Raw genomic sequence first — 26,006 nt, forward strand, 5'->3', positions numbered from 1 at the left:
CTTAAAAATGCCCTCAAAACACCTGCTTTTCGGAACCGGAGGAATCCCGAGAAGTACAAAAGGAACAAGCAGTGTTTCAGGAATCAAACGGATAAGAGAACTTGGTCTTGACTGTATGGAGCTTGAGTTTGTCCAGGGAGTGCGCATGAGTGAAAAAGGGGCGAAAAACGTCCTGGAAACTGCAAAGAAAGAAGAAGTAGCCCTAAGTGTCCATGCCCCGTATTATATCAACCTAAATTCTTATGAAGAAGATAAATTAAAAGCGAGCATAGAAAGAATTTACCAGGCCGCAAGAATAGGCAGCCTCTGCGGAGCCGAATCAGTCGTACTTCATGCAGGATTTTATCAGAAAAGCAGCAAAAAACATACTTTTGAGAACGTGTCAAAAGCTCTTTCAGAGCTTGCTGGACAACTCCGAAACGAAGGAATCCCTGCAATCCTGCGCCCTGAAACTATGGGCAAACGTACGCAGTTTGGAACGCTTGAAGAAGTGCTTTCGCTAAGCGCGGAAATCGAAAGAGTCCTGCCTTGCCTTGATTTTTGCCATCTGCATGCAAGAGAAGGGAAGGAAAATTCTTATTCTGAGTTTACAGAAATTCTCTCCATGGTCGAGGAAAGCCTTGGAAAGGAAGGTCTTTTGAATATGCACATGCATATCGCAGGAGTAGAATACGGCATGAATGGGGAAAAGCGGCATCTTAACCTGAAAGAATCAGATCTCAATTACCCCGAACTTATGAAAGCCTTAAAAGAATTTAAAATCAGAGGAAGAGTGATACTTGAAAGCCCTATCCTAGAAGAAGACGCACTCATGTTAAGGGAAATTTACGGTTCTGTAGAAGTCCTCTGAAATAAAGAATTTTCATTAATTAGAACTGAATAGCTTAACCTGTTTTTACTTCCTTGTTTTCAGCCTATTGTAGATGATTTAGATAGGTTTTCTACAGAGCCAAATTTACTATGAGATATAACAAGAATTCAGTTACGCAATCCGTTCAGGACATACTTACCCTCATAACACAGCTTTGAGAAAAATCAATTTCCAAAGGCTTACCTCCCTTTTCTTTTTCTAGTTACTATACACAGCTATAAAAAAATAAAGTTTTTACAGTTCTCTTAAAATAGAGATTTTTCCCATTTGAGTAAAATAGCTTTAGACTTCTCGGTACGATTTCTGGCACGCCAACAGATTGTTTATGAGACCACACCTAGCCTTTTCAGTAAGTTTTCCAATATCTTGGAGATTCCATAAGCGATCTCCAAAATTATGTCGGTAAGCTCATCTATAAAACTTCCTACAGTTTTGGTGAACTCATCTGTAAGGCCTCCTGTAATTTTGGTGAGTTCATCCGTAAGGGCTTTGATGAGCTTATCTGTAAGGGTCTTGGTGAGCTCATCTACAAAGCCTTCGGCACTTTTTGTGAGCTTATCTATAAGACCCCCTGTATTTTTGGTAAGCTCGCCTACAAGGGTATTGGTGATGACTCCTCCTAGGCCACCTCCAGTCCCAGTAGTCTCTTCTGTTAGATTGCTTACGGCTCCCTGTAAATTACTAGCGAGACCGCCTACAGCCTCCTCAAGAGCTTCTCCAATATCTCCGAGACCTTTTGAGCGAGCTGATGGTGTTTTCGCAATACCCCTTACATGATGTTCTGGAAGACTTGCGATACCCTTCATGGTCCATCCTCCTGGATCTTCACGATACTTCTTACTGCATACCAAGCCTTTCCTGTAGTCTTTCTGGCTTTACCTTTTATTTTGCGAGACCTGCTTTCCACCTGGCTCTGAGTGCTCATGTTATCCCCCTTTTCTAAAGTTTCCTTTTCAACCTTGGAAAATGATCACAGCTATGCGCCCTTTCAATAAATATAATTGAAAAAATTTAAAGATCGTTGGAACTAATAGCCGTGATACCCCACTTGAAGACTAATTATAATGCAATAATATTATTATAATGAATTGCTTTTTCTTAAAACATTTCTCTAACAATATTTTATAGAAAGAAAACCTACCCAGCAGATAGCTCTGATATTACAAGCTAGTTTTAGACCCAGTTAGGATTAGACTCCGAATATGCTTTGACATGGGAGCCAGAGCTTTATTTTGCTGAACTTAATTTAAAAAACTTACAGGTAAAAGAGATTAAGGTAAAAGAGATTAATATGTACTTGGTGCTGCAAGCACATATTATTTAGATAACATTTAAAGACACATTCTAAGCAAATCCGATTGAAGAGGCAATTTCCATATTATTGAATCCCGCTCCAACTGTATTGCTTACCGCTATATTTGCGCTCGCCCTTTGGCTGCCCCTTAACTAAACATTGTGCCTTGTATTTCATTATCATGCAGACTCCAGCCAGGCCCACAAGAGTGTAGATTAGCCGCGAGACAAAAGATTTCTTTCCAAATATAGCCGCTACAAGGTCAAAGTTAAGGAGCCCTACAAGACCCCAGTTAAGAGCGCCTATTATAATTAGCAGCTTGGATGGAATGTACAAATTATCTATAGATAGTTTATTCATTTTATGCATACTATCAAACCTCCCCGTTCAAATAGAGCATTCACAAGGGACAGATCATTTTTTTCTGACTGGAAAACTCCAGGCTTTGGAATGATCCGATTATTTGCTCTTGTAAATAGTGTTGGAGCTAAGATATTATGAATCTATTCCTTAACCTGGCTATCCGGTGTAAAAAGAAATGAACTTTAAAATGAATTTTTAGATTATCCATCAATTACAATATATTCAAGCGGTTATAGTGAAATTAGTGAAATTAGTGAAACCTAGAAAATCCAGAAAGAGGAGAGAAGAGAAGAGAAGAGAAGAAGGAGGAGAAATTACATCTTTAGCATTTCAGTGCTGCCCTCGGTCTCCTCAAGCCACGCACAGCCTTCTTCTCTGTTAACCACTCCAACAGTAAATTCTATCCCGCTTGTTTCCACATATTCCTTTATTCTTTTGGAGGCATGATCAACCATACCGCCAGCCGTAAGGATAAGACAGCGTTTTCCACAGAGCGCCATCAAGATAGATTTGTCTATTACCCCTGAGGAAACATCCAGCCTGATTCCATCCTTCTCGGCTAGGGTTTTACTTTTCTTGCCCATTGCTCCAACAAAGGCGATTTCTCCTTCCTTAAGAATTTGTTTTATTTCTGGTAGGGAATAATTATCAGTATCGTAAATCAGGACTCCGCCGGCTTTGATCCCTTTGCGCTTTAACTCAACAATAGCCCTACCATTAGGATGGATGTGCAGAACTGTAGCGTTAATAGCCTCATAAGGGGATTGGGTCGCATATTCTCCATACATAACTCCAATGTTCAGGCTGTCTCCTTCCCGGACTCTTGGAGGAACATCAACCCACATAAGGTCCAGAGGTTTTAAGGTATTGACAAGTTCAGGTATGGTTTTAGGGGAGTTCCTACCATATGCAAGCCCTCTCCTTTCGATTTCGTGATAGATCTCAAGGGTAGTGGGCTGGCGGAGCCCGGCCTTTTTGAGGAGTTCGGGCTCTTTGAAAACATCTGACGGTGTGCCCTGCCCTATGATTTTGCTGTTTGATAGGAGGAATACATAATCTGACCAGCGATATGCCAGGTCCACATCATGCGTTGAAATAATAATAGTGCTTCCGAAGTGATTAAATTCGTTAAGTAATTCTATAATTTCATCCGCGCCTACAGGATCAAGATTAGAGAGAGGTTCGTCAAGGATGATCACTTCTGGTTCCATTGCCATAATCCCGGCAATTGCAACGCGTTTCTTCTGCCCTCCACTTAGGTGATGAGGCGGCTTATCTTTTAAACGAGAGAGACCCACATACTCAAGCGCCTGCTGAACGCAGGCATCAACCTTTTCTTTTGAGTAGCCCAGATTTGCCGGCCCGAAGGCTACATCCTGGTATACAGTGGGAGCAAAAATCTGGTCATCGGAATTCTGAAAAACTATTCCTATGGATTTCCTGATATCCCTTAGCGACTTTGAATCATACTTGAATGGAACGCCGTGGAAAAGAACTTCGCCCTCGGCTGGTTTAAGTGTTCCGTTTAGAAGCAGGAAAAGTGTAGATTTACCTGAGCCGTTCTGCCCTACAAAAGAAATCTTTTTTCCTTTTTTAATTTCAAGATTCAGATCCTGAACAGCCACTGTTCCGTCAGGGTAAGCATATTTAAGGCCCCTGGCCTCAAGGATAATCATAATCTTCTACCTCAGACAATAGATGCGTTTTTTGTTAGATAAAGAAGTGCAAGAGTCAGGAAAAAATAGGCTGAAGTAAGAAGTAATTCAGGAGTTCCTACAGGCCTGTGCACTTCGAAAAGCGTCATTTTTCCATCATAACATCTTGAATTCATAGCAAGGAAGAGCTTGTCTCCCTGTTCCCAGGAACGGATAAAAAGCGTACTTCCAAGCATGCCCAGAGAATGGAGAGACCGACTGAAACTTGAATACCCTAGCCTTACAGTCTGAGCATACCTGATGGAGAGAGCCATGTCAAGAAAGACGAAGATATATCGATAAATCAACATGGAGAGTTCTATAAAAGATTCAGGAAGCCTGGAAGCTTTAAGCAATGCAAAAAGTTCGATCATTGGTGTTGTCAGCGCCAGGAAGTAAAGGCAGCACATCCCGCTTATTGATCTTGCAAGTACTAGCAGGGCAAGCTCAAGCCCGTCTTTCCTTACTGATAGAGGATACCCTAGAAATTTAAAGGAGAGCAATTCCTGCCCCGAACCTGAGAAGAAGGCAATTATAAGGATACCTACGACTGCAAAACCTACCGGTGCGAGCAAAAGTTTCAGGTATAATTTTAAGGGAGCCTTCCCGAGAGCAATTGTTGTAAAGCTCATACAGAGAGCTATGAAAAGAGAAGGGACTGGGGATGTGGAAGAGATTCCGACAAGCAGCCCGAAAAGAACTATTGCCAGTTTCAACCAGTTATTTTGTTGCCTGAGAGGGCTCATAAGGGCATAATCATCAAGAATGTTGGTCATAGGGAACCCCAAGGATGGTGGATAAGACTAAAAATGAATGTTAAAAATAAAAGGCAAAAGATAAAAACTTTCCTCCCTTTAAAGGAGGAAACAAACATGGCGGAAGAAGAAATTATAAAGAGTGCCTGTCACCCTCGGATTTACCATTTTCTTTGTACCCAAGCTTGTTTTCATAGTTTTTCTTGGCCCTGTAATAGCCAAAGAAGTATCCGAGAACTCCTGCCCCAATGGCTGCTTGAAGGCCGAAAAGCAAGCTTTCAATTTCTCCGCTTGGTGGTTCCCAGAAAGGTTTTGCAGCTGGTTCGTAGGTCCCGCCAGTAATATCATTTATCACTTTTTCAGCTTCTCCGTCAGCTCCTCCGTACTCAGCGTCAGTAGTTGAAGACATGTAGATGAACTGAGCTGCAAAGATCAGGAGAATTGCAAGTACAATAAATTCCAGTTTCCTGCTCATGCGGAAATCCCCTTCAACTTTTTCACAACTTTGTCTTCAATGACTTTCATTTCCACAAGAATATCGCTCTTGACGTTTACGACGTATTTAAAGAGCAGGGCACTGACAGCACCTTCCATGATTGCAAGGGGCACCTGAGTCACTGCAAAGATTGCAGCAAATTTGCCGAATGAACTCATAAAACCTGCAAGGGTAAGCACATCTCCAGCAGGGTATGCAAGAGCAAGTTGTACAGAGGTAGTTACATAGGTTGCCCAATCCCCAAAGGCTGTAGCAAGGAAAACCACGGCGTAGAAGTTAAGATTCGCTTTCATTCCCGCCCTGTATATCAGATATGCAACCACAGGCCCTGCTATTCCCATTGAGAAAACATTTGCTCCAAGAGGCATAAGTCCCCCATGCGCAAGGAAAAGCGCCTGGTAGATAAGAACAATTATCCCAAGCACTGCAGAGATTGCCGGCCCGAACATGATTGCTGCAATCCCGGTTCCTGTGGGGTGCGAGCAGCTCCCGTTTATAGAAGGTAATTTCAGGGAGGACAGCACGAAAATAAACGCACCTGCAACAGCCAGTAGAGGTAAAATCTCACGTTTTTCATTTACCAGTCTATTCAACTTATGAATTCCGAACAGTATCACTGGAATGGATACTGCAAACCAGATCTGCCACCAGGGTGTGGGTAAAAAGCCTTCCATTATATGCATGGGATCACCATCGGGATATCAGGTAAAGATGAAGGAGTTACTCAGGCAAAATGATGAGCTACTCAAGTAAACTAATGAACCACGCAAGCAAACTAGCAAGCTACTCAAGTAAACGTTACTGAGTTTAAGACAAGTTAAATTGCGTTATTCCTTACATAAAGGTTACGGTGACGAAGAAGCAGGCGCGTGAGAGCTTACAAAATTAATTTTAATGTAAGAATGTTTCAAAGGTGATAGAAATTTAGAGAAGAACAAGATAAGTTGAATTAATAGATACATAGACTTGGAAAATGGCTCTACTTCTTTCGATTTATCCTGTCAAGCTCTGTTGGGTGCAGACTAACGCACATGAAGTACAAAATAAAGTACATCAACTACTGTAATTTAAAATTACATTTCCAATGGTTAAACGAATAATAGTCGATTTTAATTAACTCTTGTAATTACCTAAGCTGAAAAGTGGTTTTTTGGATGTCCTTAGATAGCAAATTTAAGCAGATTTTAGCAAACAAAGCAGGTTTTTTGTCAAAATGAGCAAACCACCACAGAGAAAGTTAGCACGCATAAATAAAAAGATAAATTTAGGAAGACATGTCTAAGGTTAATCGTTAAGTGTTGAGAAAGGTGATTAATTGGGTACTGAAAGTCTTCGGACTTATAATAAAATCGAACCATCTTCATTTTCTACAAAAGATAGAATAATCCAAATTATCGGGTTCTCTGCACTACTACTATGGCTAGTAGTATACACGGCCCAAGCAATCAATTTTAACCAATACGAAGACGGTTATTTACTTAACGACGGTTCATTAATAAAAGCATTATTATTTCTAGCCGCATTTACCTTTACGGTGTCTATTCTTCTAGGAACGTGGACATGCTATAAAATAAAACGTGTTTATTCCAATGATCCATCAAATTGGGCAATTAAATTAGTTAAGTGGTTTACATTCGGACTTTTAGTTTTCATGCTGTCAATTTTATACATATTAGTCCCAGAATCCAACAGATTCTTTACGACATACTTAATTGCATTGACGTATGCAGGAAAATACGTAAGAGAAGAAATGTTAAAAAAATGGTAATTGAACACGAAATAACATACATGTAAAAAAGGAAAAAGCCATCCAAGATTTCAAAACATCCATGAGTAAAAAATGATCGAGTTCAGAAAAGCTTCAGTAAAAAATTGTTTGAAAATAGAAAGATAAATTTAGGAAGGCGTGCCTAAGGTTAATCGTTAATTTTTGAGAAAGGTGATTAATTGGGTACTAAAAGTCTTCGGACTTATAATAAAATTGAACCATCATCATTTTCTACAAAAGATAGAATAATCCAAATTATCGGGTTCTCTGCATTACTAATATGGCTCGTAGTATACGAGATCAAAACAATCAATTTTAACCAATACGAAGACGATTCAATAAAATTAATATTATATTTAGCCACGTTTTCCTTTATGGTATCTATTCTTCTAGGAATATGGGCATACTATAAAATAAATTCTTATTCTAATGACCAGTCAAAATGGATAATTAATTCAGTTAAATGGATTGCATTAGGAATATTTTTTCTTACGATGCCAATTCCACTTATATTTTTTCCAGAATCCGACCGGTTCTTTGGTATATACTTAATTGCATTGACGTATTTAGGAAAATACGTAATGGAAAAGATCTCAAAAAAGCTGTGAGTAAATCCTGGCTTAACTTGAGAGTAAAAGACGGCTGATTCTAAGCCCTGTATTTAATAATAAGAAGCTCCCCCATAATTCCATCCAGTTCAGAAACGCTTCGCTTTTGTGCTTATTTTCTCGTTTTAGACATTTAACTGGGTGGTAATTGGTGAAAAATTACATATTCCTCTTATCTATGGAATTATCGAGTTCAGAAGAGCTTCAGTAAAAATTTGTTTAAAAATAGAAAGATAAATTTAGGAAGACGTGCCTAAGGTTAATCGTTAAGTTTTGAGAAAGGTGATTGATTGGGTACTGAAAGTCTTCGGACTTATAATAAAATCGAACCATCTATATATTCTACAAAAGATAGAATAATCCAAATTATCGGGTTCTCTGCATTACTACTATGGCTCTTAGTATATGCGATCGAAACAATCAATTTTAATGAATATGAAAATGATACATTATTTGACAACGGTTCATTAATAAAAGCAATATTATTTCTAGCCGCATTTTCCTTTATGGTATCTATTCTTCTAGGAACGTGGACACGCTATAAAATAACACGCGCTTATTCTAATGATTCATCAAACTGGATAACTAAAGTAATTATGTGGTTTGCATTAGGACTTATTGTTCTCACGATATCATTTCCACTTATATCATTCCCAGGACCAGACCACCGATTCTTTATGACATGCTTAATTATATTGCTGTATGCAGGAAAATGTGTAGCAAGAGAACTGCTAAAAAAAGTGTAAACCGAACATAAAAGAACATACATGTAAAAAAGGAAAAAACCGTCTAAGATTTCAAAACATCCATGAGTATATCCTGGCTTAACTTGAGAGTAAAAGACGGCTGATTCTAAGCCCCTGTATTTGGTTATAAGAAGCTCACCCATATTTTCCCAGTATAGAAACGCTTCGCTTTTGTGCTTATTTTCTCGTTTTAGACATTTAACTGGGTGGTAATCGGCCATAAGTGTTGTATCTTATATGTTGCAGAATAACTGAGTCTAGAAAAGCATACAAGCAACAAAATTGAAAAAATTAAACGGTTTTCATTTTTCATTTTATTTTGACTATGTAAGTTTCCTTCATCTACTTTATCTGTCCGCTGATAAAAATCAATATACATAAATAAAAAAATGTTATATGTAAGTTTATGGTAGAAGAGAATAAAAAAGATGACTTAATTGGTTTAAAACCGCCCATTAGTTTTGTTCCTCATTTGTGGGGACAAATTTGGAAGTTTAAGCTTTTTCATAGCTCAACATATTCATTTAGCCAAGACGTGGAGTCAGCTATTTCTGGTACATATGAGCATTTTGATCGGTATATTACTTTAATGAATCTTTCTAAAAGATTAGTCCATGGCTTGGATAAAGATTATGAAGAGTTGATTAAAAAAGGATACTCCACTGCTATTTGTTATAAAGAATTAGCAGCTATTGTTGATAGTATGTTTTGTGAACTTTATTCTTCGGTGGATTGTACTCGGACTGTTATTGCAGCTGTATATGGGAATTATCGATGTGTACCCTCGGACTCAACTTCAAGACTGTTTAAATATGCCGCTGTCGGAAAACTTAGTGGGAACCAAGTTAAAAAGTTAGTCCATATGGATGAAAGAGTGCCAATTGAAATAAGAAAAGCATTAGCAGATGGACACAATGATTGGTTCCCAAAATTGAAAAACATCAGAGATGCAATAAATCATTCGAGTATTGGATATTGCAGTGACCTTGAAAGAAGAAAAAAAGGAGAGCTTGAACCAAAAATATCTTATTTCCATCGTAGTCTTGCAGATAAAGAAGGGAATATACTTGTAGCTGAGGATATATTTAAAACGCTTTCTGATTACGAAGTAAAAGTAAATCTGTTTCTTGGGTCTGTTTATTATGCATTAAACCAAACCTTGAAAGATGAAGAAACCACACAAGTATGTGGAATTTTTAACGGTCGTGCTTATCTGAGACTTGTGTCACCATATGAAGCAATAGATTTTAACAGTGGAAGATGTCTATCTAGAGAATGGTTCGAAAAAGAAGATCAACCGACATGTCCGTATGTAAATATATGTGGGACTTATGTAAAAAATGAAAATGTGGATTGCTTAAACTAATCCATTAGTTATCCTATGTTTTCCAAAATTTCCATTGTGGTTTTTTCTCAGTTGTCTCAGGCAAAATCTTTGTATTTAACTTTCCGTTTTCTTGAATAAGCTCTGATATAAACAGCCTGTTTCTATGTAACTTCATTAAGCTATGTGATCTGGTCATCATGTGTAGCTGCACAGGAGTTATATTACTTAGTATACAGTTGTTTTCATAAAATCATGTATTTTTTCTCGAATAGAGTTATAATTGAAGGCTATTTATTGAGACAAAAGGAAAAATGCAGTAATCTTAGGCAAAAACTGCTGTATTTAAACGTTATACAGTCCAATATACTAATATTTAATATCATTGAATTGTGTAATTAATATAAATCAGATATTTATGCCGAATAAAACAATAAAAAGGAATTAATCATGGATATTACAATTCGCAATGAAAAAATAGAGGACTTTAATCAAGTAGAAAACTTAACGAGAGAAGCATTTTGGAATCTCTATGTACCTGGCTGTAATGAACATTATTTAGTACATATTATGAGAAATCATCCTGATTTTATTAAGAAACTTGATTTTGTTGCAGAATATAATGGTGAAATAATTGGTAACATTATGTACACCAAAGCCTGGTTGTATTCGGAAGATGGAATTAAGATAGAAATTGCGAGTTTTGGTCCCATAAGTGTATTACCAAAATATCAGCGGAAAGGCGTAGGCACTGCATTAATTCGCCACACAATTGATATTGCTAAAAACGATGGAATAAATGTAATTGTTATATTCGGTGACCCCTGTAACTATTGCAAGCACGGTTTTAAAAGCAGCAAAGATTTCAATATTAGCGATATGAATGGTGAATACCCTTACAGCATGCTTGCTTTAGAATTAAAAGAAGGAGTTGTTAAAGGGCATAACTGGAAGTATAAATATAGTCCAGTATTAGAAATTAATGAAAATGATGCAGAAGAATATGACAAAAAATTTGAATATAAAGAAAAAGGATACAACCCTTCCCAGGAGATATTCTCAATTGCAGTAAGATCATACGTAAAGTAACTTCATCTAACAATCGCTCCCCAGTCAAACGCAAAAGATAAAAGACTTTTAAGGTTACTACTTTGAAATCAGAGTATTTTTTATCTCTTCAAATTCCTCTTTTGTAATTTCACCTTTAGCATATCTTTCTTTTGCTGTATCCAGTGCAGACTTTCCTTCACACACGTGTGTCTTGCTTCGGTTAATGAGATATTTAATTGACAGAAAAGCTAGTACAATTATAGGAATCCAAAGTATGAGTACTCCAAAGATCATTATAATTTCACTTGAGCCTATCATTGATTGACCTCATTTGATATATTTAGCTAATGTAATAAATAAATTATGTTTCTAATGTGATAAACTGTAATAAGATATGAAACAAGATAACGATTATCTAACTTGAAAACGGCAAGTTTCCAGGCAGCCAGATAATTCAATAGTTTTACAGGAAAAATATTGCGTTTCAGAAAATATCGCGGAGTCTATACCGAGCACGTTTTTATAAGAAATCGCATTTTAAAGGACTTTATTATAAGAAATCGTATAAGAAGTAATTTTAAAGGACTTTAGTGCTGCAAAAATTAGTAATATCACATACTTTATATTGCGTTAAGTTTAAAAAAATTTAAAAATGGTGTACAAATGTTGTACAATACAATATGCTGTATATTATTGCCATTAGTTGTAACCTAATGGTTGTAGTAAGTGGAACAGAGCCTAATCCCATTGGTTTTACATAATTACATGTCCATGTTGAGCCTGTCCAGATCCAACCTGAAGAAATCTGATTAGTTTTAGGATCTCTAAAATCGGAATTAGAAAAACTTGTTTGATATACATCCCCCTTTTCATTATTGTAAAAACAGTTGTTAACTACAGAAAGGTTTGCTCCTACAAGATCAGCAATCGCATACCCTGTTCCCGTCTGAGAAATTGCAGTATGTTGAGCTGTATTTGTAAAAACATTATCTTTTATTATTGTACCTTGTCCTCCGGCTTGATTTCTAAAAGCATTATTTTTCACCCCATCAAAAATATTGTTATAAATCTGAGTGTCCTGGAATCCATCGTTGACTATCCCTCCTGTAGATGGAATATTATAACTCTGTCCGATTTCATAGAATAAATTGTGATGAATCAGAACCCCCTGAGTGTTTGAGACTCCTGCATCATAGGCAACTAACCAAACACCTTTTCCCCATGTTCTATTAAGGACATTATTATAGATCTCCACGTTACTTACAGTGCCTTTTGAATCTTCTATCTGGATGCCAGGATCGCCACCACCGGCATCCAATTGCGCATCTATAACATTGTCATGGAATCTGACATTTGCAGAGTTCCAGATCCTGAGGCCACTGTTTGTTCTTGTAGTTATTCGATTACTGAAGCATTCAATATATTGACTATCAATACCATAGAAGCCTTCATGCCCGAGTCTGTAAACAAGATTATTATAAAATTTAATGTTTTCACATCTTTTGGTTCTCAGGCCATCTCCCAAACTATTGTGAAAAGTGCAGTTATAAACCTGCACATTATCGCAATCGATCATATAGATGCAGTTATAAAACCCTGCACCATGTGGAGTTTCTGAATTGCCGTTGCTGTTTGCATTAATCTCTAAATTTCGAATTGTGACATTTTGAACACGATTTCCTGAGATTAATGGTTTCCATGCAGGCCACCCAGCGTGATCTGGAATTGTGATTACAGTTCCAGGTTCACCTTCTAGAATGGTGTTAGATTGAAGAATTATTAAGTCTGTCAAAATATAAGTTCCAGCAGGAAGGTGAATTCTACCTCCCTGCTGAAGCTCTTGGTTGATATCATTTTGGTTTGCTGCTCCAGCCATTTCAGGTGACAGTAACATAAATAGAATAATAGCGGAAAACATTTTCATTTTTTTAGATCCCTTAAAGATATGTTGTGAAATGAGTAGACAAACCAACAAAGTAATACAACAACGAATTATAGCAGCTACAAATTCTTATAGTAATTATTTAAACAATTCCATTATGTTTATTGACAAATTAAGTATGATGTTGATTAACAAATTAAATATGGTATTTCCGGTCGTGGTGCAAAAAATCTGGCTTTTTCACAAAATCATTAAAAACTACCACAATCCGGAAAGTTAAACATATTCATTCAAGCGAAAACGACACATAAAGATAAGAATTATAATAATATCAAACTGAGAAAATATTATTTTTGCAACAGAACCCGATTTACATGCTTATTCAGAAGTTTTTGCAAAAGAACCTTTTATATAAATATTTATGAACGACCATATAACATATTAAACATATTTAGGTATAGAATATATATTTACAAAATGTTATATATTTATATGTGTCATAATGTACTGCAAAAACGGGGATAAGAATAAAACGTGCTTTCTTCTGTATTCGGTGAAAACAGAATACATCGATTTTCCAATATACAAAATGTAAATAATGTGTTATTTTTGTAGTGATTTATGTAAACCCAAACTTTGGAAATCGATGTCTTCTGTTGATTTGAATAGCCATTTTAGGTTAACAAATTACTTAACTGAATTACAAATAAAGCAAATTTATGTTTATCACAAAAACTTCATAAGAATAAAAATTACAACATATAATATTTAGGGGTATAATATGAATAAAAATTCGCCAATATTGGTTTTACTAACAGTTCTCATTCTCTTGTTAGTATCAGTTCTTCCGGTTATGGCATCTACAGATACTGCAAGTGATTCTGCGGCATTATTATCTAGTGAACTTGCTAGTAATCAGCACGAAGATCAAGGTGTGAAGTTTTCATCGGATCCAATATTCTTCTCTGACATTGCTACAATTGATTTTGAAAATTTATCAGAGTGGACGGTTATTTCCGATCAGTACATAGACCTAGGTGTGATTTTTTCAGGGGATCCGCAAATTTTAACAGCTGGTCAGAGTTTAAACGTTGAAGGATATCCACCACGATCAGGAATAAATGTTGCAGGTAGTTTTACTGATGGTAGAATTCAGGCCAATTTTACCAATCCGGTTTCTGACGTTGAAGTTTATTACTGGTCAAAAGACAACTTATACCTTGATGCATATGACGCAAATGGTACATTAATCGAGACTAAAACCGGCATCCCAGACACTGATGGTTATAACCACGGCCCAATAATGTATAATCTTAACATAAGCAATAAGTCAGGAATCTCAAGTATAGTCATTAATGGTGCTGCCAATTACTATGTCATTGATGACTTTAGTTTTACCACTTCAACCTCCCCGGTTGCTGAATTTTCTGCATCTCCAACTTCAGGAAAAGCCCCATTGACAGTCAAGTTTACTGACAAGAGCACAGGATCGCCGACTTCATGGAAATGGAGTTTTGGAGACGGGACATCTTCAACCCAGCAGAATCCAACGCATAAGTATTCCAAAGTAGGGAGTTATACTGTTAAACTTACAGCAGCAAATGGTAAAGACAGTAACACGGTAACAAAAACAAACTATATAAAAGCAGTAACAAAACCAGTTGCTTCATTTTCTGCGAAACCTACCTCAGGAAAAGCACCATTAATGGTTGCCTTTGCTGACAAAAGCACAGGAATACCTACTTCATGGAAATGGAGTTTTGGAGACGGAGCATCTTCATCAGAACAGAGTCCAAAACATCAGTATTTACAGGAAGGAAACTATAAGGTTACACTTACAGTGACCAATGTGGCAGGTAGCAATACTGTAACGAAGACAAATTTCATAAAAGTGACAACAAATACAAGACCGGGGTTATTCTCTGAAAAAAATAAACCCTTAAATTGAAAAATTGAAGTTTAAATCTAAAAAGAGTGGGGGATTTATTCTTCAAAAATAAAAATAATTATTCAGAGTAGATAAAACAGCATCAATAGCAATCTTTATAAAAATTTAATAGATAAATATATACGAATCGATTTTCTTTGAGTGTTAATGATTGACTACTTTTTTTCTATAAGTTAGTAATCAGACTTACCGACAGTAGACCAATTTTCTACAAATTCAAAGTTGAATTTCTGGATACGATCTCACAATTTGGTATAGTAACTTTTCGAGATTTATGATTTTTCAGAACTTTCGCTACACTACCCAATCAATTGAGATAAAGGGCAAAATAAAATATTTTGAGGAAATTATTGCATTTTTTACTTGAAAATAGCCTGAAGGTTCCGGCAATTTCACCGGAACCTGAAGAAGAAATTAAGACAAGTTTTTAGAAAGATAAGATTCTTACAGTAAAAAGCCAACTAAAACTACAATTTTTTTAAGATCTCATTGGGAATAAGCCTTTAAAACATGTTTTTGTTTTCCATGCAGTACTTCCCGATTCTCAGGCTCACAGTGACAGCATTCCCCTGAAGCTGTAAGAGGATCCACATGGATAGTGGTGCCGGAAAGGTAAGAAAAGTTTTCAAGAAGTTTTTCTCTTATTGCATTGGCGATTTCATGCCCCTCCCCAACCGAAAGAGAAGGAGCAACGGAAGCATTAATCTCCGCATGGAGCCGATGTCCTATCCAGCGGACTCTAAGGTCCGTGACTTCACAGACTCCTTCTACACTTTCAGTAATATTTTTTACTTTATCGATGACTTCGGGCTCAACGCCGTCAAGAAGACGGGTAAATACTAGCTTGCTTGAATCAAAGACGATTTTGAGGATGCTTATCGTGATTAACATTCCAATGACAGGGTCAATGATCGGATATCCCAACCAGATTCCGATGGCTCCTATGAGGACTGCAAGGCTGGTAAAGCCGTCCACTCGGGCATGGTATCCGTCTGCAATAAGGGCTGCACTCCCTATTTCCTTTCCGACTTTCATCCTGAACTGGGCCACAACCTCGTTTCCAATACAGCCTATAATTGCGGCAGCAACTACAGCCTGCAAATGTTCAACAGGCTGAGGATTCAAGAAGCGGTTAACAGACTCATAACCCGCAACCGCGGCACTGAAAAGGATAAGGAGAACAATGATTATACCTGCAAGGTCCTCTACCCTGCCGTATCCGTAGGAAAAACGTTTGCTTGGTTTTCTTCTGGCCAGGGAAAAAGCTATTGCAAGAGGAATTGCAGTTGATGCATCCCCGAAGTTATGGATGGTATCGGCAAGAAGGGCAACACTTCCCGAGATAGAAACAATGAAAATTTGCAGAACTGCTGTGATCATCAGCCCGATAAACGACCATTTTACTGCCCAGAGCCCTTTGTTAGTAGCAAGTATGGAAGGGTCCACAGTCCCATGAGTGTGGCTGTGCCCGTGGGAATGAGTATAGGAGTGATCATGAGAATGGGCGTGAAAACGAGAGAGGAAAGTGAAAAGTCTGTTTTTTCGAATATTCTCATGGAGCTGTTCGGAACTGCCCTCCTTTTCCTGAGGATGAGAATTAGAATGCTTTTCGGACATACTGACACCTTATAGTATTCTATTTCGAGCCGATCCCAAACCCCATCTCGCTCCTGATAATCAAAGATTTTCGGGATTGATAAGGATGATCTTTCACGATAAGAAGCTCGATCAGTCACCCAGAGACTAAATTCAAAGAGCAAATTTTGATTTACGGGATAAGCTCATCAAGCAAACTTGGCGGCGCTTTTATAAATAAGTAGTTATCTTTAGAAAATAATTATTTATGCAGGGATTCATACGTTTTTTTGGAGAAATGCCATAGGAAGGGACTTTTTCTCTCAGGCGGTTTATATTCAGTTTTCCTGTAAGAAACAAAAAACTGGAGATTTATTACTAAAAATCAGTGTTGAAACTGTTTCCAGGAGTGATACCCGACTGTGATGTTGATTTTTTGTACGGACGGAATAATTCATAAATACCCAGTTTTCAGTGACAGGATGAAATTAGAATATTTAATAAGTTTTAAAATTTTATTATTACAAAGCCTTATAACATAATATAAAATTATGAGGAATTTAGAAAAATAGTCCTGAAAATGAAAATAAAAAAGGATGAATCTATCCTAGCATATGAGTAAATGTGAAAAACAACTGCAGGAAAAGAGGAAAAATTGAAGTGCAAATTGAGGACAGAACTTAAGTTCAGAACTTAAGTTATATTTATACGTCAGTTTTCACAAAACTTGGCTTTTTCCTCTCCAGAACAGGAAGCTTTATATCCTATCCATTTCTGCCAAAACAGCACGCTTTTCTTTAATAAGTTTTACCTCTTACCTCTAAATGATACTCCCTACTTCTAAATTTACATTACCCCTGAAGCTAAGATCCGTTACCCAAATCCATATCCTTACTTAGTTTTCGAGTTTAGTTAAATTGGGTAGGAACTCAATCCCCTATCCAAGAGCAAACAGACATGCAATAAGCTAGTGTTCATCCCGGGAATGTTCAATCCCGGGAAACGTGCACCTATATAGAAAAAGAGCAAACTCTTGAATGAGATAGAATTCGGAGGAATTAGATGATTCAAACAAGATCAATAACAAGAAAACCTGAGATTATATGGAGTCTTGATATCAATGAGGATGGAAAATCTTATCAGGAAAATTACATGCTCCTGTTTCCCAGTTATGTCAGTGCAATAGATGAAGAATAAAATATAACAATTAAAAATAAAATTTAATAATTATAATCCGGTTTTCGAATCTATCAAATATCAATCGAGAACAGATACACTGGAGCAGATCTCTAAAACATACAAATAGGCAAACCTCCAAAAAATCACGCAAAAACCGTATAATACCTTGCCAAATATCGCTCGAGGGAGATACTCTCGAGCAAACCTCCAGATATCCCGCAGTAAGGAAAAAATAAACTTAAACCAATGGAAATCTTATCACTTACCTTTTTTGATTCAGAATAATTTTTTGGTTCATAATATACCCCATAATCCATTTTACTCTGCAGTCATCAGAGTTTCAGAGTATTATCACAATGAAAACCCCATTGATTATCAGAACACTGATTAAAAGAAGCAAATTGTGGGTCACGTGATAAACTCAGTACAATATATAAATCCAGTACAATGCCGAAAGACAAAAGTAAGGAAATTTATTGAAGTAATCGTGTTTTGTGAAATGTAAAGTTAAATTGAGTACAAAATGAGAAAAAAGAAAAGAAAAAGAAAAGATCAAAAAATAAAAAATGGAGGTTATAGTTAGACATTGAGCCCGTTTTTAAAGACCTGGAAGACAGGCAATAAAAATAAATCAAAGCAATAAAATCAATTAAATTTGCTTTAACAATTAAATATTGTATTTCGTATTACATAAATATATCTATTTGCTCCGTATAAAGAAGGATTTTTGGAAGATATACCTGGAAATAAGAAGATGGATGAAATTAAAATTTACGAAGAAGTTTACTTAAATGAATAAGGTTCAGGAAAAAGATTATTTAAATAAATTAGACTCAAGAAAGAATTAATAAATATATCTCGAAATCGCAAATCACTTGCTAAAAAAGACTGTCAAATAAGCGATTGCAAAATAACGCCCGAATTTTCCAAGGAAGACAAGGATAGAGAAGTATCGGAAAGGAAGCTGCATAAGCCCGGCAACCATAGTAATCGCGTCTCCAATACCTGGCACCCAGGTGAAAAGAAGGGTGTAGATGCCATATTTTTTAAAGAGCCTTTCACTTTTCTCAAGCTTCTCAGGAGAAGGAGAAAGGTATTTCTCAAGTACCGGACGCCCTTTTAGCCCGAGATAGTACGTTGTGCATGATCCGAGATAATTACCTGAAGTCGCTACTAGAACAACAGCAAAAGGATTAAATCCCTGATAAATGAGAGCTACCACCAGCGCTTCCGATCCTAATGGCAAAATTGTGGAAGCCAGAAAGCTCAGGACAAAGAGATTCAGGTAACCGTAATCGGCAATAAAGGAGCTCAAAGCTTCAAACATTCTATTCAACAATCGTAATTCAGTATTTGAAGCTGTCGTTTCAGACACCAAATTAACCATTATTTTATAACGAACCAGCCGTTGTTTTGTAATAAATCGTAATTGTTCAGTTACCTTTATTCCTAACTTATTTTTCTACTACACTGAATGCAGATTATTTTCATATCGATCTTGGATGCAACAAGTATTTTTTCCTCAAGCGGGTGAATACCCGAGGTTTGGGGAAGTTTACTAAATTCGCGGCGCCTGCTTTATTTTTCCTTTTTATGATCACAAAAAGGTAAGATAGTAATGGAACTAGATCTTGAGACTAGAAGGAAAATTTACGAACAAATAAACAAATCTCCTGGAGTCCACTTTAGAGAACTCGAGCGAAGGCTGAAATTGGTAGTAGGCAGCTTGCAGTATCACCTTCATTATTTGGAAAAGAAAAAACTGATAGTAGCTTCAAATGACGATGATTACCTTCGCTATTTTGTAATAGATAAGAACTTAAACGAAAAAGAGAGAAAAATACTGTCTTTGTTAAGAAGATCCAGCTGCAGGCACATTCTCATCCAACTACTCAATAATCCTGACCTTAATAATAAAGATCTCTCTCTAGCTGTTGGTCTCTCACCCTCAACCATTTCCTGGAATCTGAACAAACTTGTTGAAGCTGGAGTAATTGAAAGAAAAAAAACCGGAAGGATAAGTAACTTTACAATCATTGATCCTACCGCAGTTGTTGAACTCCTTATATGCTATAAAGAAAGTTTTCTCGATACTCTGGTTGATAGTTTTATAGAGACGTGGGAATTCAAGAACTCTAAGTAGTTTAGTCATCCATCACTTGGTTGATATTATTTCAATGTGATCGAAATATAGCTTTTCTATTCTTTTCCGGTAAACTTAACACTTCTTTAAGAGACCTTCAGTATGGCATTTAAACCGAACCACAAGCGATGTTGTAGGTAACGTAAGGAAAACATCAATCAGGTACTGCTAAATGATCAAAGTTATGGGTTAGTCTCGTTCCCTAAGTCCTACTTCATTAAAATTCAACCGGATAAAAATGGACGAAAATTGTTATGCTTAATGAACAAAAGTTTAAATTATTTATTGTGGCGGGAAACATGGAAGAAACTTGGAAAAACCCGCCACATCCTCATATGACGAAGGCCTAAGATATTTTGCGGTGTTGATCCCGATTTATCACCGCAATAACCTTCATTTTTTATTCCTCACTAAATATAATAATTATTCTGGTACATTATTCGAAAATTAGTACAATTGTCGAATATTAGTGCAATATTCGAATAATTAAGGTTCTGTATAGTTGACGGTATAATCTACAGATTACGTCGATAATTATCGAAAATTCACCACGCTCCCTTAGATTACATAAATTAACGACCAAAAAAGATATATAAGACACTATTTTATAAAAATCTGTGAACCAATTTTCGGGATGGGGAGAAGTGAATCCATCTTCGTCAATTGACGTAATCTAAAATTTGGTTGATGAAGAATAGTGAAATCCCTTCATTATTGATTCTGATAATTCTTCTTACAAATGATAGATCTAACAAATATGGGGGAAACAATAAAATGAAGAGATTTGCAGCAAGTGCACTGGCAGCTCTCATGCTTCTGACTGTATTTGCATCCGCCGCAATGGCTGAGAATAATACAACCTCAGTAGTGAGTACAGTTGAGATCCGCGGCCCTGTGTACAATGGCACAAGTTTAACCGACATCCTTACAAATACTGCATATGGTAACGGTACAACTATTACAATGGATGCTAACAAATTTGCAGCATTCTATTACGACATTGATGACAATGTGACAACCGAGTCTCTTTCCATTAAGAACGTTGTTGGTACTTCTGGCAGGACTATAGGAGAGGACGGTTTAATATATACAACAACAATCGGACAGAGCGAATATAAGAATAAAGATGTCGGCTGGGGCAATTACAGCGTGATTGGCTTCTTTGCAGACAAGTATATTCCGCTGAAACCCAACGACGCCAGCAAGCTTGCCAAGCTCGTTCTTGACAGTGATACCAAATATACCCTCAGAACCGGCGAAACCCTTGACCTCGGCAGTGGGTACAGTCTCCAGGCTAAGCAGGTAGATGTTGATGGTAAGAAGGTCTGGCTTGAATTCGATAAGGACGGACAGTATGTGGATGACCAGATCGTCTCAACTGACACTGGAAATCATACCTGGACCTGCGAAGTTGACAACGTGCAGGGTGAAGACAATGTTCCTGTCTTGAAGGTCCATGTCAACCAGGTCTTCCAGGGCACAGTCGACAGCATTGCACAGATTGATGCTCTCTGGCTCATTGACTATGCAAACGCCATAAAGATCAATACTAGCGATAAATTCGGCAAACTCGATGATGTAGCCATCAATGGGCCCACCATTACCATCAAAAACAAAAATACATTCAGTCTGACTAGAGACTCCGATAAGGAAATAGGACAGGGGCTGTACTTCAGGGTTGCTGACTCCGATGCGCTCAGGTTCTATGCCTTTAAGCAGCAAGCAACTCCTGGAACCTATGATATAAGAGGAACCGTTGTTTCCGGCACACAGCCTTACACCTGGACTTCAGACAACTTTGCTGGCTTCTTCTACGATCTGAATAAGAACGTTGGAACCGAAACTTTGAGCGTTTCTGGCATTAGCGGAAGAACTATTCCTGAAAATGGCCTCAACTACAGCACCACTATAAAGAGTGTTGATTATGAAGCCAGTGATGCTTTCAATGGAACGTACCCAGTTCTCGGCTTCTTTGCGCAGAAGTATGTCCCGCTGAAACCCAACGACGCCAGTAAGATTGCCAAGCTCGTTCTTGACAGTGACGACAAGTACACTATGAGAACCGGCGAAACCCTTGACCTCGGCAGTGGGTACAGTCTCCAGGCTAAGCAGGTAGATGTTGATGGTAAGAAGGTCTGGCTTGAATTCGATAAGGACGGACAGTATGTGGATGACCAGATCGTCTCAACTGATACTGGAAATCATACTTGGACTTGCGAAGTTGACAACGTGCAGGGCGAAGACAATGTTCCTGTCTTGAAGGTCCATGTCAACCAGGTCTTCCAGGGCACAGTCGACAGCATTGCACAGATTAAAGGTCTCTGGCTCATTGACTATGCAAACGCCATGAAGATCAATACTAGTGATAAATTCGGCAAACTTGATGATGTAGCCATCAACGGCCCTACCATTACCATCGATAACAAAAATACATTCAGTCTGACTAGAGACTCTGATCAGGAAATAGGACAGGGAATGTACTTCAAGGTCGCCGACTCCGATGAGCTCAGATACTATCCATACGTTCAGCAGATAATCGGTAACGAAACAACCATTCCGAGTAACGCAACAAGCACCAATAACACAAGTGTTACTCCAGCTCCGGTTGCGAACATTACTGAAACTCCAAGTGTAAACGCGAGCACTCCTACGGAGACCTCAGTTACAAAAACTCCGGCTGCTGCAAACACCACTGCAACAGAGAAAAAAACTCCTGGCTTTGAGATTGCCACAGCAATCTTCGGACTGCTGTTAGTCGCCTACATTATCAGGAAGAACAGATAAATTCTCAAGAATGAGGGATTTTCTTAATCCTTCTTTCTTTTAATTTAGCATTTTTATGTTCCCGAATAGGGTCTTAATAAAGCATTGTAAAATCAACCATTATTCTGTAGCGTTTCTGCTTCCAACTAAGAGTTTCTCATCAAAGCAAAAGGAAGTCCAAATAGAACAAAAATAGAACAAAAATAGAGAAAAGAAGTGAAAATAAAAAGCAGAAGGCCGGAAATCCTGAATCTTATTCCCAGCTTCTGCCGAAGCGCAGGCATTAAAACTATATTAAAGCCATATTCACTTTTAGAATAAAACCCATACAGCTTTAATACAAGCCAGACGCGTTAATTAGTTTCTTCTCTTCCGCAGGATAACAAAGGCTGTGGCGAGTATTCCAAGTGTAGCCATCCCGCTGAAGAAAGGAGCTTTTTTTGTCACCTCATAACTTTCGCTCAGGCCTCCTACTTCAACGGTATATGTCCCTGGCTCGTTTTCAGTGTGCGAGAATTCGAGTGCTTTGCTCTCACCCGGACTGAGAGTTATGTTCTCGGAATCAACTGATTTGTTATTAACCAGCAATTCCACTGTGGATTCTCCTGTAACGCTTCCATTGTTCATGGCATCTACCCTGATATTTACCGCATTTCCAGCTTCAACTGAAGTAGGCTGTATCGTGAGGTTTGAAAATGTGAACTGTGCGACTTTCTCAGTCACCTCAATCTGGGTTTCTCCTTCTTCATAACCGGCCTTTGTAGCATTTACCACATACGTACCCGGCGCAGTAACCCAGTAAGATGTGATACCGTTTGCGTCTGTCTGTGCGTCAATTTTTTGTCCGCCGAAAAAGACATCTGCTCCGGCAACAGGCTTGTTTTCTACAGAGTCCGTGACCTTTATGCTAATCTGGTCTCCTTCCCGGACAGTTTCAGGTGAAACTGAAACCAAAAGTTTCAAGACTCCCTGTGCGAGAACGTCTATATCCTTAGTTCCTGGAACATAACCTTCCCGGCTCGCAGTTACAGTGAATCTACCTTCCCTACTTGGAGTAAAAGTGAGATTCCCGCCGTCTCCGGTAGTGCCTATGCTTTCGTTTCCAATAGAGAGTTCAACCCCGCCGACTGAAACATTTCTCGCCGTTACCAGGATTTCGGTTGGCTTTCCGACTACAAGCGCATCAGGCATTTCGATATCCAGCTGCTCTCCTGCCTCTGTCTTGACTTCGACAAAGGGATAAAAGCGCAGGACTGAAGAATCGGCAACTCTGAACTTGACATTGCCCATCAGGTCAATGACATCACCCTTTGAAAGGGAGATTGAGTCCTTGTTTTTCATTGTGATGCCTGAGTCGGAAATCGAACTTATTTTCATTTCCCTGAAAGAATCTCCTTCCGAAATTTCCAGGTAATCATCCGAGATCTGGAAGATTCCCTCTACAAATACGGCATCTGTTTCGGTGGAACGGAAGACCGTACTTACATGGACTGCGATCATCGGGACATCTTCAGCCCCACCTATATCGGCTTCGTAAACGTAGTCCCCATTCTGGGGAACTATTCCCGAGTCAAGGAGCTGTCCATCCCTATAAAGCTCGAGGAGTACGCTTTTTCCATTAACATCGACCTCGGCTGCCTTAAGGGAATAGCCATTATCCAGAGCCAAAGAAGAGCCGGTAAACAGAGATTTTTTGTCATTATCGTCAATAAGAACTTTTGAAAGGACATTGTCCGAAAGTACACTTACACTCTTTGACTTTCCAAGAGTGTTTTCAGGATATCCTGCAAAGTACTTCTCTGCCATGAAGCCGACAACCTCATAACTTCCCCAGCCCTCATGTTCAAATTCAACATTTGCAGGCTTTGTGGAATAGACCAGGTCTTCATCCCCAATTGTCCTGCCATCGAGCTTTTCAATGACAAGGCTTTCAGTGGAGACATTTTCGTCAATATTATAGTAGAAACCTTCAAAGTTAAAAGGCGTCCAGACCGTAGTATCAAACTTATCATCGTGTACGGTTCCCCTTAAATCATAAGTTCCGGGCTCGGAGGTTTCAACTATCGGGGCAAAACGAAGATCGTCGGCATCAGCCACAACAAAACTCAGTTTACCCATGACATCAATAGTGTCGCCCTTGCTAAGCGAGATCGAGTCGCTGTTTCTCATTTTTATGCCTGAACTTGAAGTGGAACTGACTTCCATTTCCCCGAACTCATCTCCATTCTGGATCTGTAAGTATTGGTCCGAGATCTGGAAAATTCCTTCCACGAAAACCGCATTAGTTTCTCTGCCGCTGAAGATCTGAGCGAAATGGACTGCAATTATAGGCACATCTTTGGTATCCCCGAGATCGGCTGTATATACATAGCTGCTATCGGAGGACAGGAAAGCTTCGTCGATTATCTTGCCGTCCTTTTCAAGCTGTACCCTGACAGTATTTCCGTTAATATCAACCTCAACCATATTCAGAGAATACCCTTCTTCAAGAACTAGAGAAGAACCTGTATACAGGGACTTCCTATCATCGGTATCTATCAGGACTTTTGAAAGTTGCCCGTCAGAGATAACACTAATCTCATCTTTTGCAAAGCTTGAGTTTGTGGTGTACCCTGAAAAGTAGCGCTCGGCCATAAACCCTATGACCTCATAAGAGCCCCAATTTCCATACTCAAAATCGGTCTGTATGGGAACTGTTTCGTACTGCAGGTTTTTCTCTCCAATTGTCCGGCTGCCCTTAGTGAGCTGGACTGTTAGATTCTCAGAACCCTCTCCGGTATCTAGATCATAATAAAAGCCCGAATAGGTCTGAGGCGTCCATGTGTAGGTAAGGCTCTCATTTGCATTTTCATCCCAGATGCGATTACCTGTCGAATCTGAAGCCTGTGCAGCCGCATTTATGCACAGCAACCCGAGTGCCAGAAATAAACATAAAATCTTTATATCGCTTTTAATCCCCAAATTAAGCCTCCTCTGTACTTTATTAACCGGGAGCATAACTTTCAGGAATCCGAAAGGAAAAATAGGAAAAACAGTTTCCTGAACATCCGGAATACACCCTGAACAGGATACCCCCGCTTACATGAGTTATATCAAAGGTATTCAACTATATATGTTTTCTATTATCTCATGCATCAAATAAAAAATTTTTGGGTATAAGATAAAATATTTTTAAGAAACTACGGATTAAGAAAATTAAATATTGGAAAGGAAGGAATTTCAGACTTTGAAACGTAAAGCTGTTTTCAACCATCTTTTTAATGCCAGAATAAATGCATAGCATACTCTGTCAGATGAAAGTCCAGTAATTTAGAAATATCTATATCGCAGCCAGTTTTTATTTAGAACCATATTCATTCAGAAGCGGCTTATGTTCAGGTTTAATATAAAGTTTTGAAAACAAATCCGAAAACTCCCTTTTCCTTGAGAGTTAATGTGATATCCACAAATTATAAGTTTGAAGAGACGATTTCTGACACTTATAAGCAGAAAAGATAATAAGATTCATAAAAATTCACTCTGCCGAGCAAAAATATGGAGCCGTCAC

At 38.1% G+C, this 26,006-nt stretch carries 21 protein-coding genes; 8 read left to right on the forward strand and 13 right to left on the reverse strand.

Annotation, left to right across the window (positions count from 1 at the left end):
* Window positions 1–7: 7 nt before the first annotated feature.
* A complete protein-coding gene (locus BP861_RS10425; RefSeq protein ID WP_292375174.1) occupies window positions 8–850 on the forward strand; it encodes a TIM barrel protein in 843 nt (280 codons plus the stop codon).
* Between the two features lie 344 nt (window positions 851–1,194).
* Here BP861_RS10425 and BP861_RS10430 read toward each other — a convergent pair whose 3' ends face one another.
* From BP861_RS10430 to BP861_RS10460, 7 genes are all read right to left on the reverse strand, one after another.
* A complete protein-coding gene (locus BP861_RS10430; protein WP_292375177.1) occupies window positions 1,195–1,677 on the reverse strand; it encodes a collagen-like triple helix repeat-containing protein in 483 nt (160 codons plus the stop codon).
* Window positions 1,674–1,796: a hypothetical protein gene (locus tag BP861_RS10435; RefSeq protein WP_292375180.1), complete on the reverse strand. Its 123-nt coding sequence runs from the start codon at window positions 1,794–1,796 to the stop codon at window positions 1,674–1,676. The genes BP861_RS10430 and BP861_RS10435 overlap by 4 nt, the downstream gene beginning before the upstream one ends.
* A 453-nt stretch (window positions 1,797–2,249) precedes the next feature.
* A complete protein-coding gene (locus BP861_RS10440) occupies window positions 2,250–2,534 on the reverse strand; it encodes a DUF378 domain-containing protein (protein WP_292375181.1) in 285 nt (94 codons plus the stop codon).
* 308 nt (window positions 2,535–2,842) lie between these two features.
* Window positions 2,843–4,204, reverse strand: coding sequence for an energy-coupling factor ABC transporter ATP-binding protein (locus BP861_RS10445; RefSeq protein ID WP_292375186.1), 1,362 nt, complete (start codon window positions 4,202–4,204; stop codon window positions 2,843–2,845).
* A gap of 11 nt (window positions 4,205–4,215) precedes the next feature.
* The gene (cbiQ, locus tag BP861_RS10450) at window positions 4,216–4,998 is read right to left on the reverse strand and encodes a cobalt ECF transporter T component CbiQ (RefSeq protein ID WP_292375187.1); all 783 of its coding nucleotides are present in this window, start codon (window positions 4,996–4,998) and stop codon (window positions 4,216–4,218) included.
* Between the two features lie 112 nt (window positions 4,999–5,110).
* On the reverse strand, window positions 5,111–5,452 hold the full coding sequence (locus BP861_RS10455) for an energy-coupling factor ABC transporter substrate-binding protein (RefSeq protein ID WP_292375190.1): 342 nt from the start codon (window positions 5,450–5,452) through the stop codon (window positions 5,111–5,113).
* Complete coding sequence (locus tag BP861_RS10460) at window positions 5,449–6,156, reverse strand: energy-coupling factor ABC transporter permease (RefSeq protein WP_292375192.1); 708 nt, start codon at window positions 6,154–6,156, stop codon at window positions 5,449–5,451. Before BP861_RS10460 ends, BP861_RS10455 begins: the two co-directional genes overlap by 4 nt.
* A 632-nt stretch (window positions 6,157–6,788) precedes the next feature.
* Here BP861_RS10460 and BP861_RS10465 point away from each other — a divergent pair.
* Window positions 6,789–7,241, forward strand: coding sequence for a hypothetical protein (locus BP861_RS10465; protein WP_292375194.1), 453 nt, complete (start codon window positions 6,789–6,791; stop codon window positions 7,239–7,241).
* Window positions 7,242–8,405: 1,164 nt separating this feature from the next.
* On the opposite strand, the gene BP861_RS10470 is transcribed toward BP861_RS10465, so the two are convergent.
* Entirely contained in the window at window positions 8,406–8,816 is a 411-nt protein-coding gene (locus tag BP861_RS10470) for a hypothetical protein (protein ID WP_292375196.1), read from the reverse strand.
* A 185-nt stretch (window positions 8,817–9,001) separates the two neighbouring features.
* Here BP861_RS10470 and BP861_RS10475 point away from each other — a divergent pair, with 185 nt between their 5' ends.
* Window positions 9,002–9,961 carry a hypothetical protein gene (locus BP861_RS10475; protein WP_292375198.1) on the forward strand — a complete coding sequence of 320 codons (960 nt, stop codon included), beginning with the start codon at window positions 9,002–9,004 and terminating at the stop codon, window positions 9,959–9,961.
* 408 nt (window positions 9,962–10,369) lie between these two features.
* Window positions 10,370–11,008: a GNAT family N-acetyltransferase gene (locus BP861_RS10480; RefSeq protein WP_292375200.1), complete on the forward strand. Its 639-nt coding sequence runs from the start codon at window positions 10,370–10,372 to the stop codon at window positions 11,006–11,008.
* Window positions 11,009–11,065: 57 nt separating this feature from the next.
* Here the strand turns inward: BP861_RS10480 and BP861_RS10485 are convergent, their stop codons facing one another.
* Window positions 11,066–11,287 (reverse strand): SHOCT domain-containing protein, encoded by a 222-nt coding sequence (locus BP861_RS10485; protein WP_292375202.1) that lies wholly within the window; start codon window positions 11,285–11,287, stop codon window positions 11,066–11,068.
* Window positions 11,288–11,615: 328 nt separating this feature from the next.
* Window positions 11,616–12,863, reverse strand: a complete 1,248-nt coding sequence (locus BP861_RS10490; RefSeq protein WP_292375205.1) for a right-handed parallel beta-helix repeat-containing protein — start codon at window positions 12,861–12,863, stop codon at window positions 11,616–11,618.
* Between the two features lie 769 nt (window positions 12,864–13,632).
* Here BP861_RS10490 and BP861_RS16125 point away from each other — a divergent pair.
* A complete protein-coding gene (locus tag BP861_RS16125) occupies window positions 13,633–14,799 on the forward strand; it encodes a PKD domain-containing protein (RefSeq protein WP_394339175.1) in 1,167 nt (388 codons plus the stop codon).
* Between the two features lie 486 nt (window positions 14,800–15,285).
* Here the strand turns inward: BP861_RS16125 and BP861_RS10500 are convergent, their stop codons facing one another.
* Window positions 15,286–16,416 carry a cation diffusion facilitator family transporter gene (locus BP861_RS10500; RefSeq protein WP_292375206.1) on the reverse strand — a complete coding sequence of 377 codons (1,131 nt, stop codon included), beginning with the start codon at window positions 16,414–16,416 and terminating at the stop codon, window positions 15,286–15,288.
* 1,020 nt (window positions 16,417–17,436) lie between these two features.
* Here BP861_RS10500 and BP861_RS10505 point away from each other — a divergent pair.
* Window positions 17,437–17,571 (forward strand): hypothetical protein, encoded by a 135-nt coding sequence (locus BP861_RS10505; protein ID WP_292375208.1) that lies wholly within the window; start codon window positions 17,437–17,439, stop codon window positions 17,569–17,571.
* Between the two features lie 853 nt (window positions 17,572–18,424).
* Here the strand turns inward: BP861_RS10505 and BP861_RS10510 are convergent.
* On the reverse strand, window positions 18,425–18,880 hold the full coding sequence (locus BP861_RS10510) for a YqaA family protein (protein WP_292375210.1): 456 nt from the start codon (window positions 18,878–18,880) through the stop codon (window positions 18,425–18,427).
* A 291-nt stretch (window positions 18,881–19,171) separates the two neighbouring features.
* Between BP861_RS10510 and BP861_RS10515 the strand changes: the two genes are divergently transcribed.
* A complete protein-coding gene (locus BP861_RS10515; protein ID WP_422656682.1) occupies window positions 19,172–19,696 on the forward strand; it encodes a winged helix-turn-helix transcriptional regulator in 525 nt (174 codons plus the stop codon).
* A 774-nt stretch (window positions 19,697–20,470) separates the two neighbouring features.
* The gene (locus BP861_RS10520; RefSeq protein ID WP_292375216.1) at window positions 20,471–22,480 is read left to right on the forward strand and encodes an S-layer protein domain-containing protein; all 2,010 of its coding nucleotides are present in this window, start codon (window positions 20,471–20,473) and stop codon (window positions 22,478–22,480) included.
* Between the two features lie 336 nt (window positions 22,481–22,816).
* Here BP861_RS10520 and BP861_RS10525 read toward each other — a convergent pair whose 3' ends face one another.
* Complete coding sequence (locus tag BP861_RS10525) at window positions 22,817–25,420, reverse strand: S-layer protein domain-containing protein (RefSeq protein ID WP_292375219.1); 2,604 nt, start codon at window positions 25,418–25,420, stop codon at window positions 22,817–22,819.
* Between the last annotated feature and the right edge of the window lie 586 nt (window positions 25,421–26,006).

Origin of the sequence: Methanosarcina sp. UBA411 (assembly GCF_002495725.1) — an archaeon.
GTDB lineage: Archaea > Halobacteriota > Methanosarcinia > Methanosarcinales > Methanosarcinaceae > Methanosarcina.

Bases quoted from the DNA above. Each gene is read 5' to 3' on its own strand.
- BP861_RS10520 (WP_292375216.1), top strand. From the start codon at position 20,471: ATGAAGAGATTTGCAGCAAGTGCACTGGCAGCTCTCATGCTTCTGACT.
- BP861_RS10485 (WP_292375202.1), bottom strand. From the start codon at position 11,287: ATGATAGGCTCAAGTGAAATTATAATGATCTTTGGAGTACTCATACTT.
- BP861_RS10460 (WP_292375192.1), bottom strand. From the start codon at position 6,156: ATGCATATAATGGAAGGCTTTTTACCCACACCCTGGTGGCAGATCTGG.
- BP861_RS10430 (WP_292375177.1), bottom strand. From the start codon at position 1,677: ATGAAGGGTATCGCAAGTCTTCCAGAACATCATGTAAGGGGTATTGCG.
- BP861_RS10445 (WP_292375186.1), bottom strand. From the start codon at position 4,204: ATGATTATCCTTGAGGCCAGGGGCCTTAAATATGCTTACCCTGACGGA.
- BP861_RS10475 (WP_292375198.1), top strand. From the start codon at position 9,002: ATGGTAGAAGAGAATAAAAAAGATGACTTAATTGGTTTAAAACCGCCC.
- BP861_RS10455 (WP_292375190.1), bottom strand. From the start codon at position 5,452: ATGAGCAGGAAACTGGAATTTATTGTACTTGCAATTCTCCTGATCTTT.
- BP861_RS16125 (WP_394339175.1), top strand. From the start codon at position 13,633: ATGAATAAAAATTCGCCAATATTGGTTTTACTAACAGTTCTCATTCTC.
- cbiQ (WP_292375187.1), bottom strand. From the start codon at position 4,998: ATGACCAACATTCTTGATGATTATGCCCTTATGAGCCCTCTCAGGCAA.
- BP861_RS10490 (WP_292375205.1), bottom strand. From the start codon at position 12,863: ATGTTACTGTCACCTGAAATGGCTGGAGCAGCAAACCAAAATGATATC.
- BP861_RS10480 (WP_292375200.1), top strand. From the start codon at position 10,370: ATGGATATTACAATTCGCAATGAAAAAATAGAGGACTTTAATCAAGTA.
- BP861_RS10510 (WP_292375210.1), bottom strand. From the start codon at position 18,880: ATGTTTGAAGCTTTGAGCTCCTTTATTGCCGATTACGGTTACCTGAAT.
- BP861_RS10500 (WP_292375206.1), bottom strand. From the start codon at position 16,416: ATGTCCGAAAAGCATTCTAATTCTCATCCTCAGGAAAAGGAGGGCAGT.
- BP861_RS10515 (WP_422656682.1), top strand. From the start codon at position 19,172: ATGGAACTAGATCTTGAGACTAGAAGGAAAATTTACGAACAAATAAAC.
- BP861_RS10435 (WP_292375180.1), bottom strand. From the start codon at position 1,796: ATGAGCACTCAGAGCCAGGTGGAAAGCAGGTCTCGCAAAATAAAAGGT.
- BP861_RS10505 (WP_292375208.1), top strand. From the start codon at position 17,437: ATGATTCAAACAAGATCAATAACAAGAAAACCTGAGATTATATGGAGT.
- BP861_RS10440 (WP_292375181.1), bottom strand. From the start codon at position 2,534: ATGCATAAAATGAATAAACTATCTATAGATAATTTGTACATTCCATCC.
- BP861_RS10470 (WP_292375196.1), bottom strand. From the start codon at position 8,816: ATGGCCGATTACCACCCAGTTAAATGTCTAAAACGAGAAAATAAGCAC.
- BP861_RS10425 (WP_292375174.1), top strand. From the start codon at position 8: ATGCCCTCAAAACACCTGCTTTTCGGAACCGGAGGAATCCCGAGAAGT.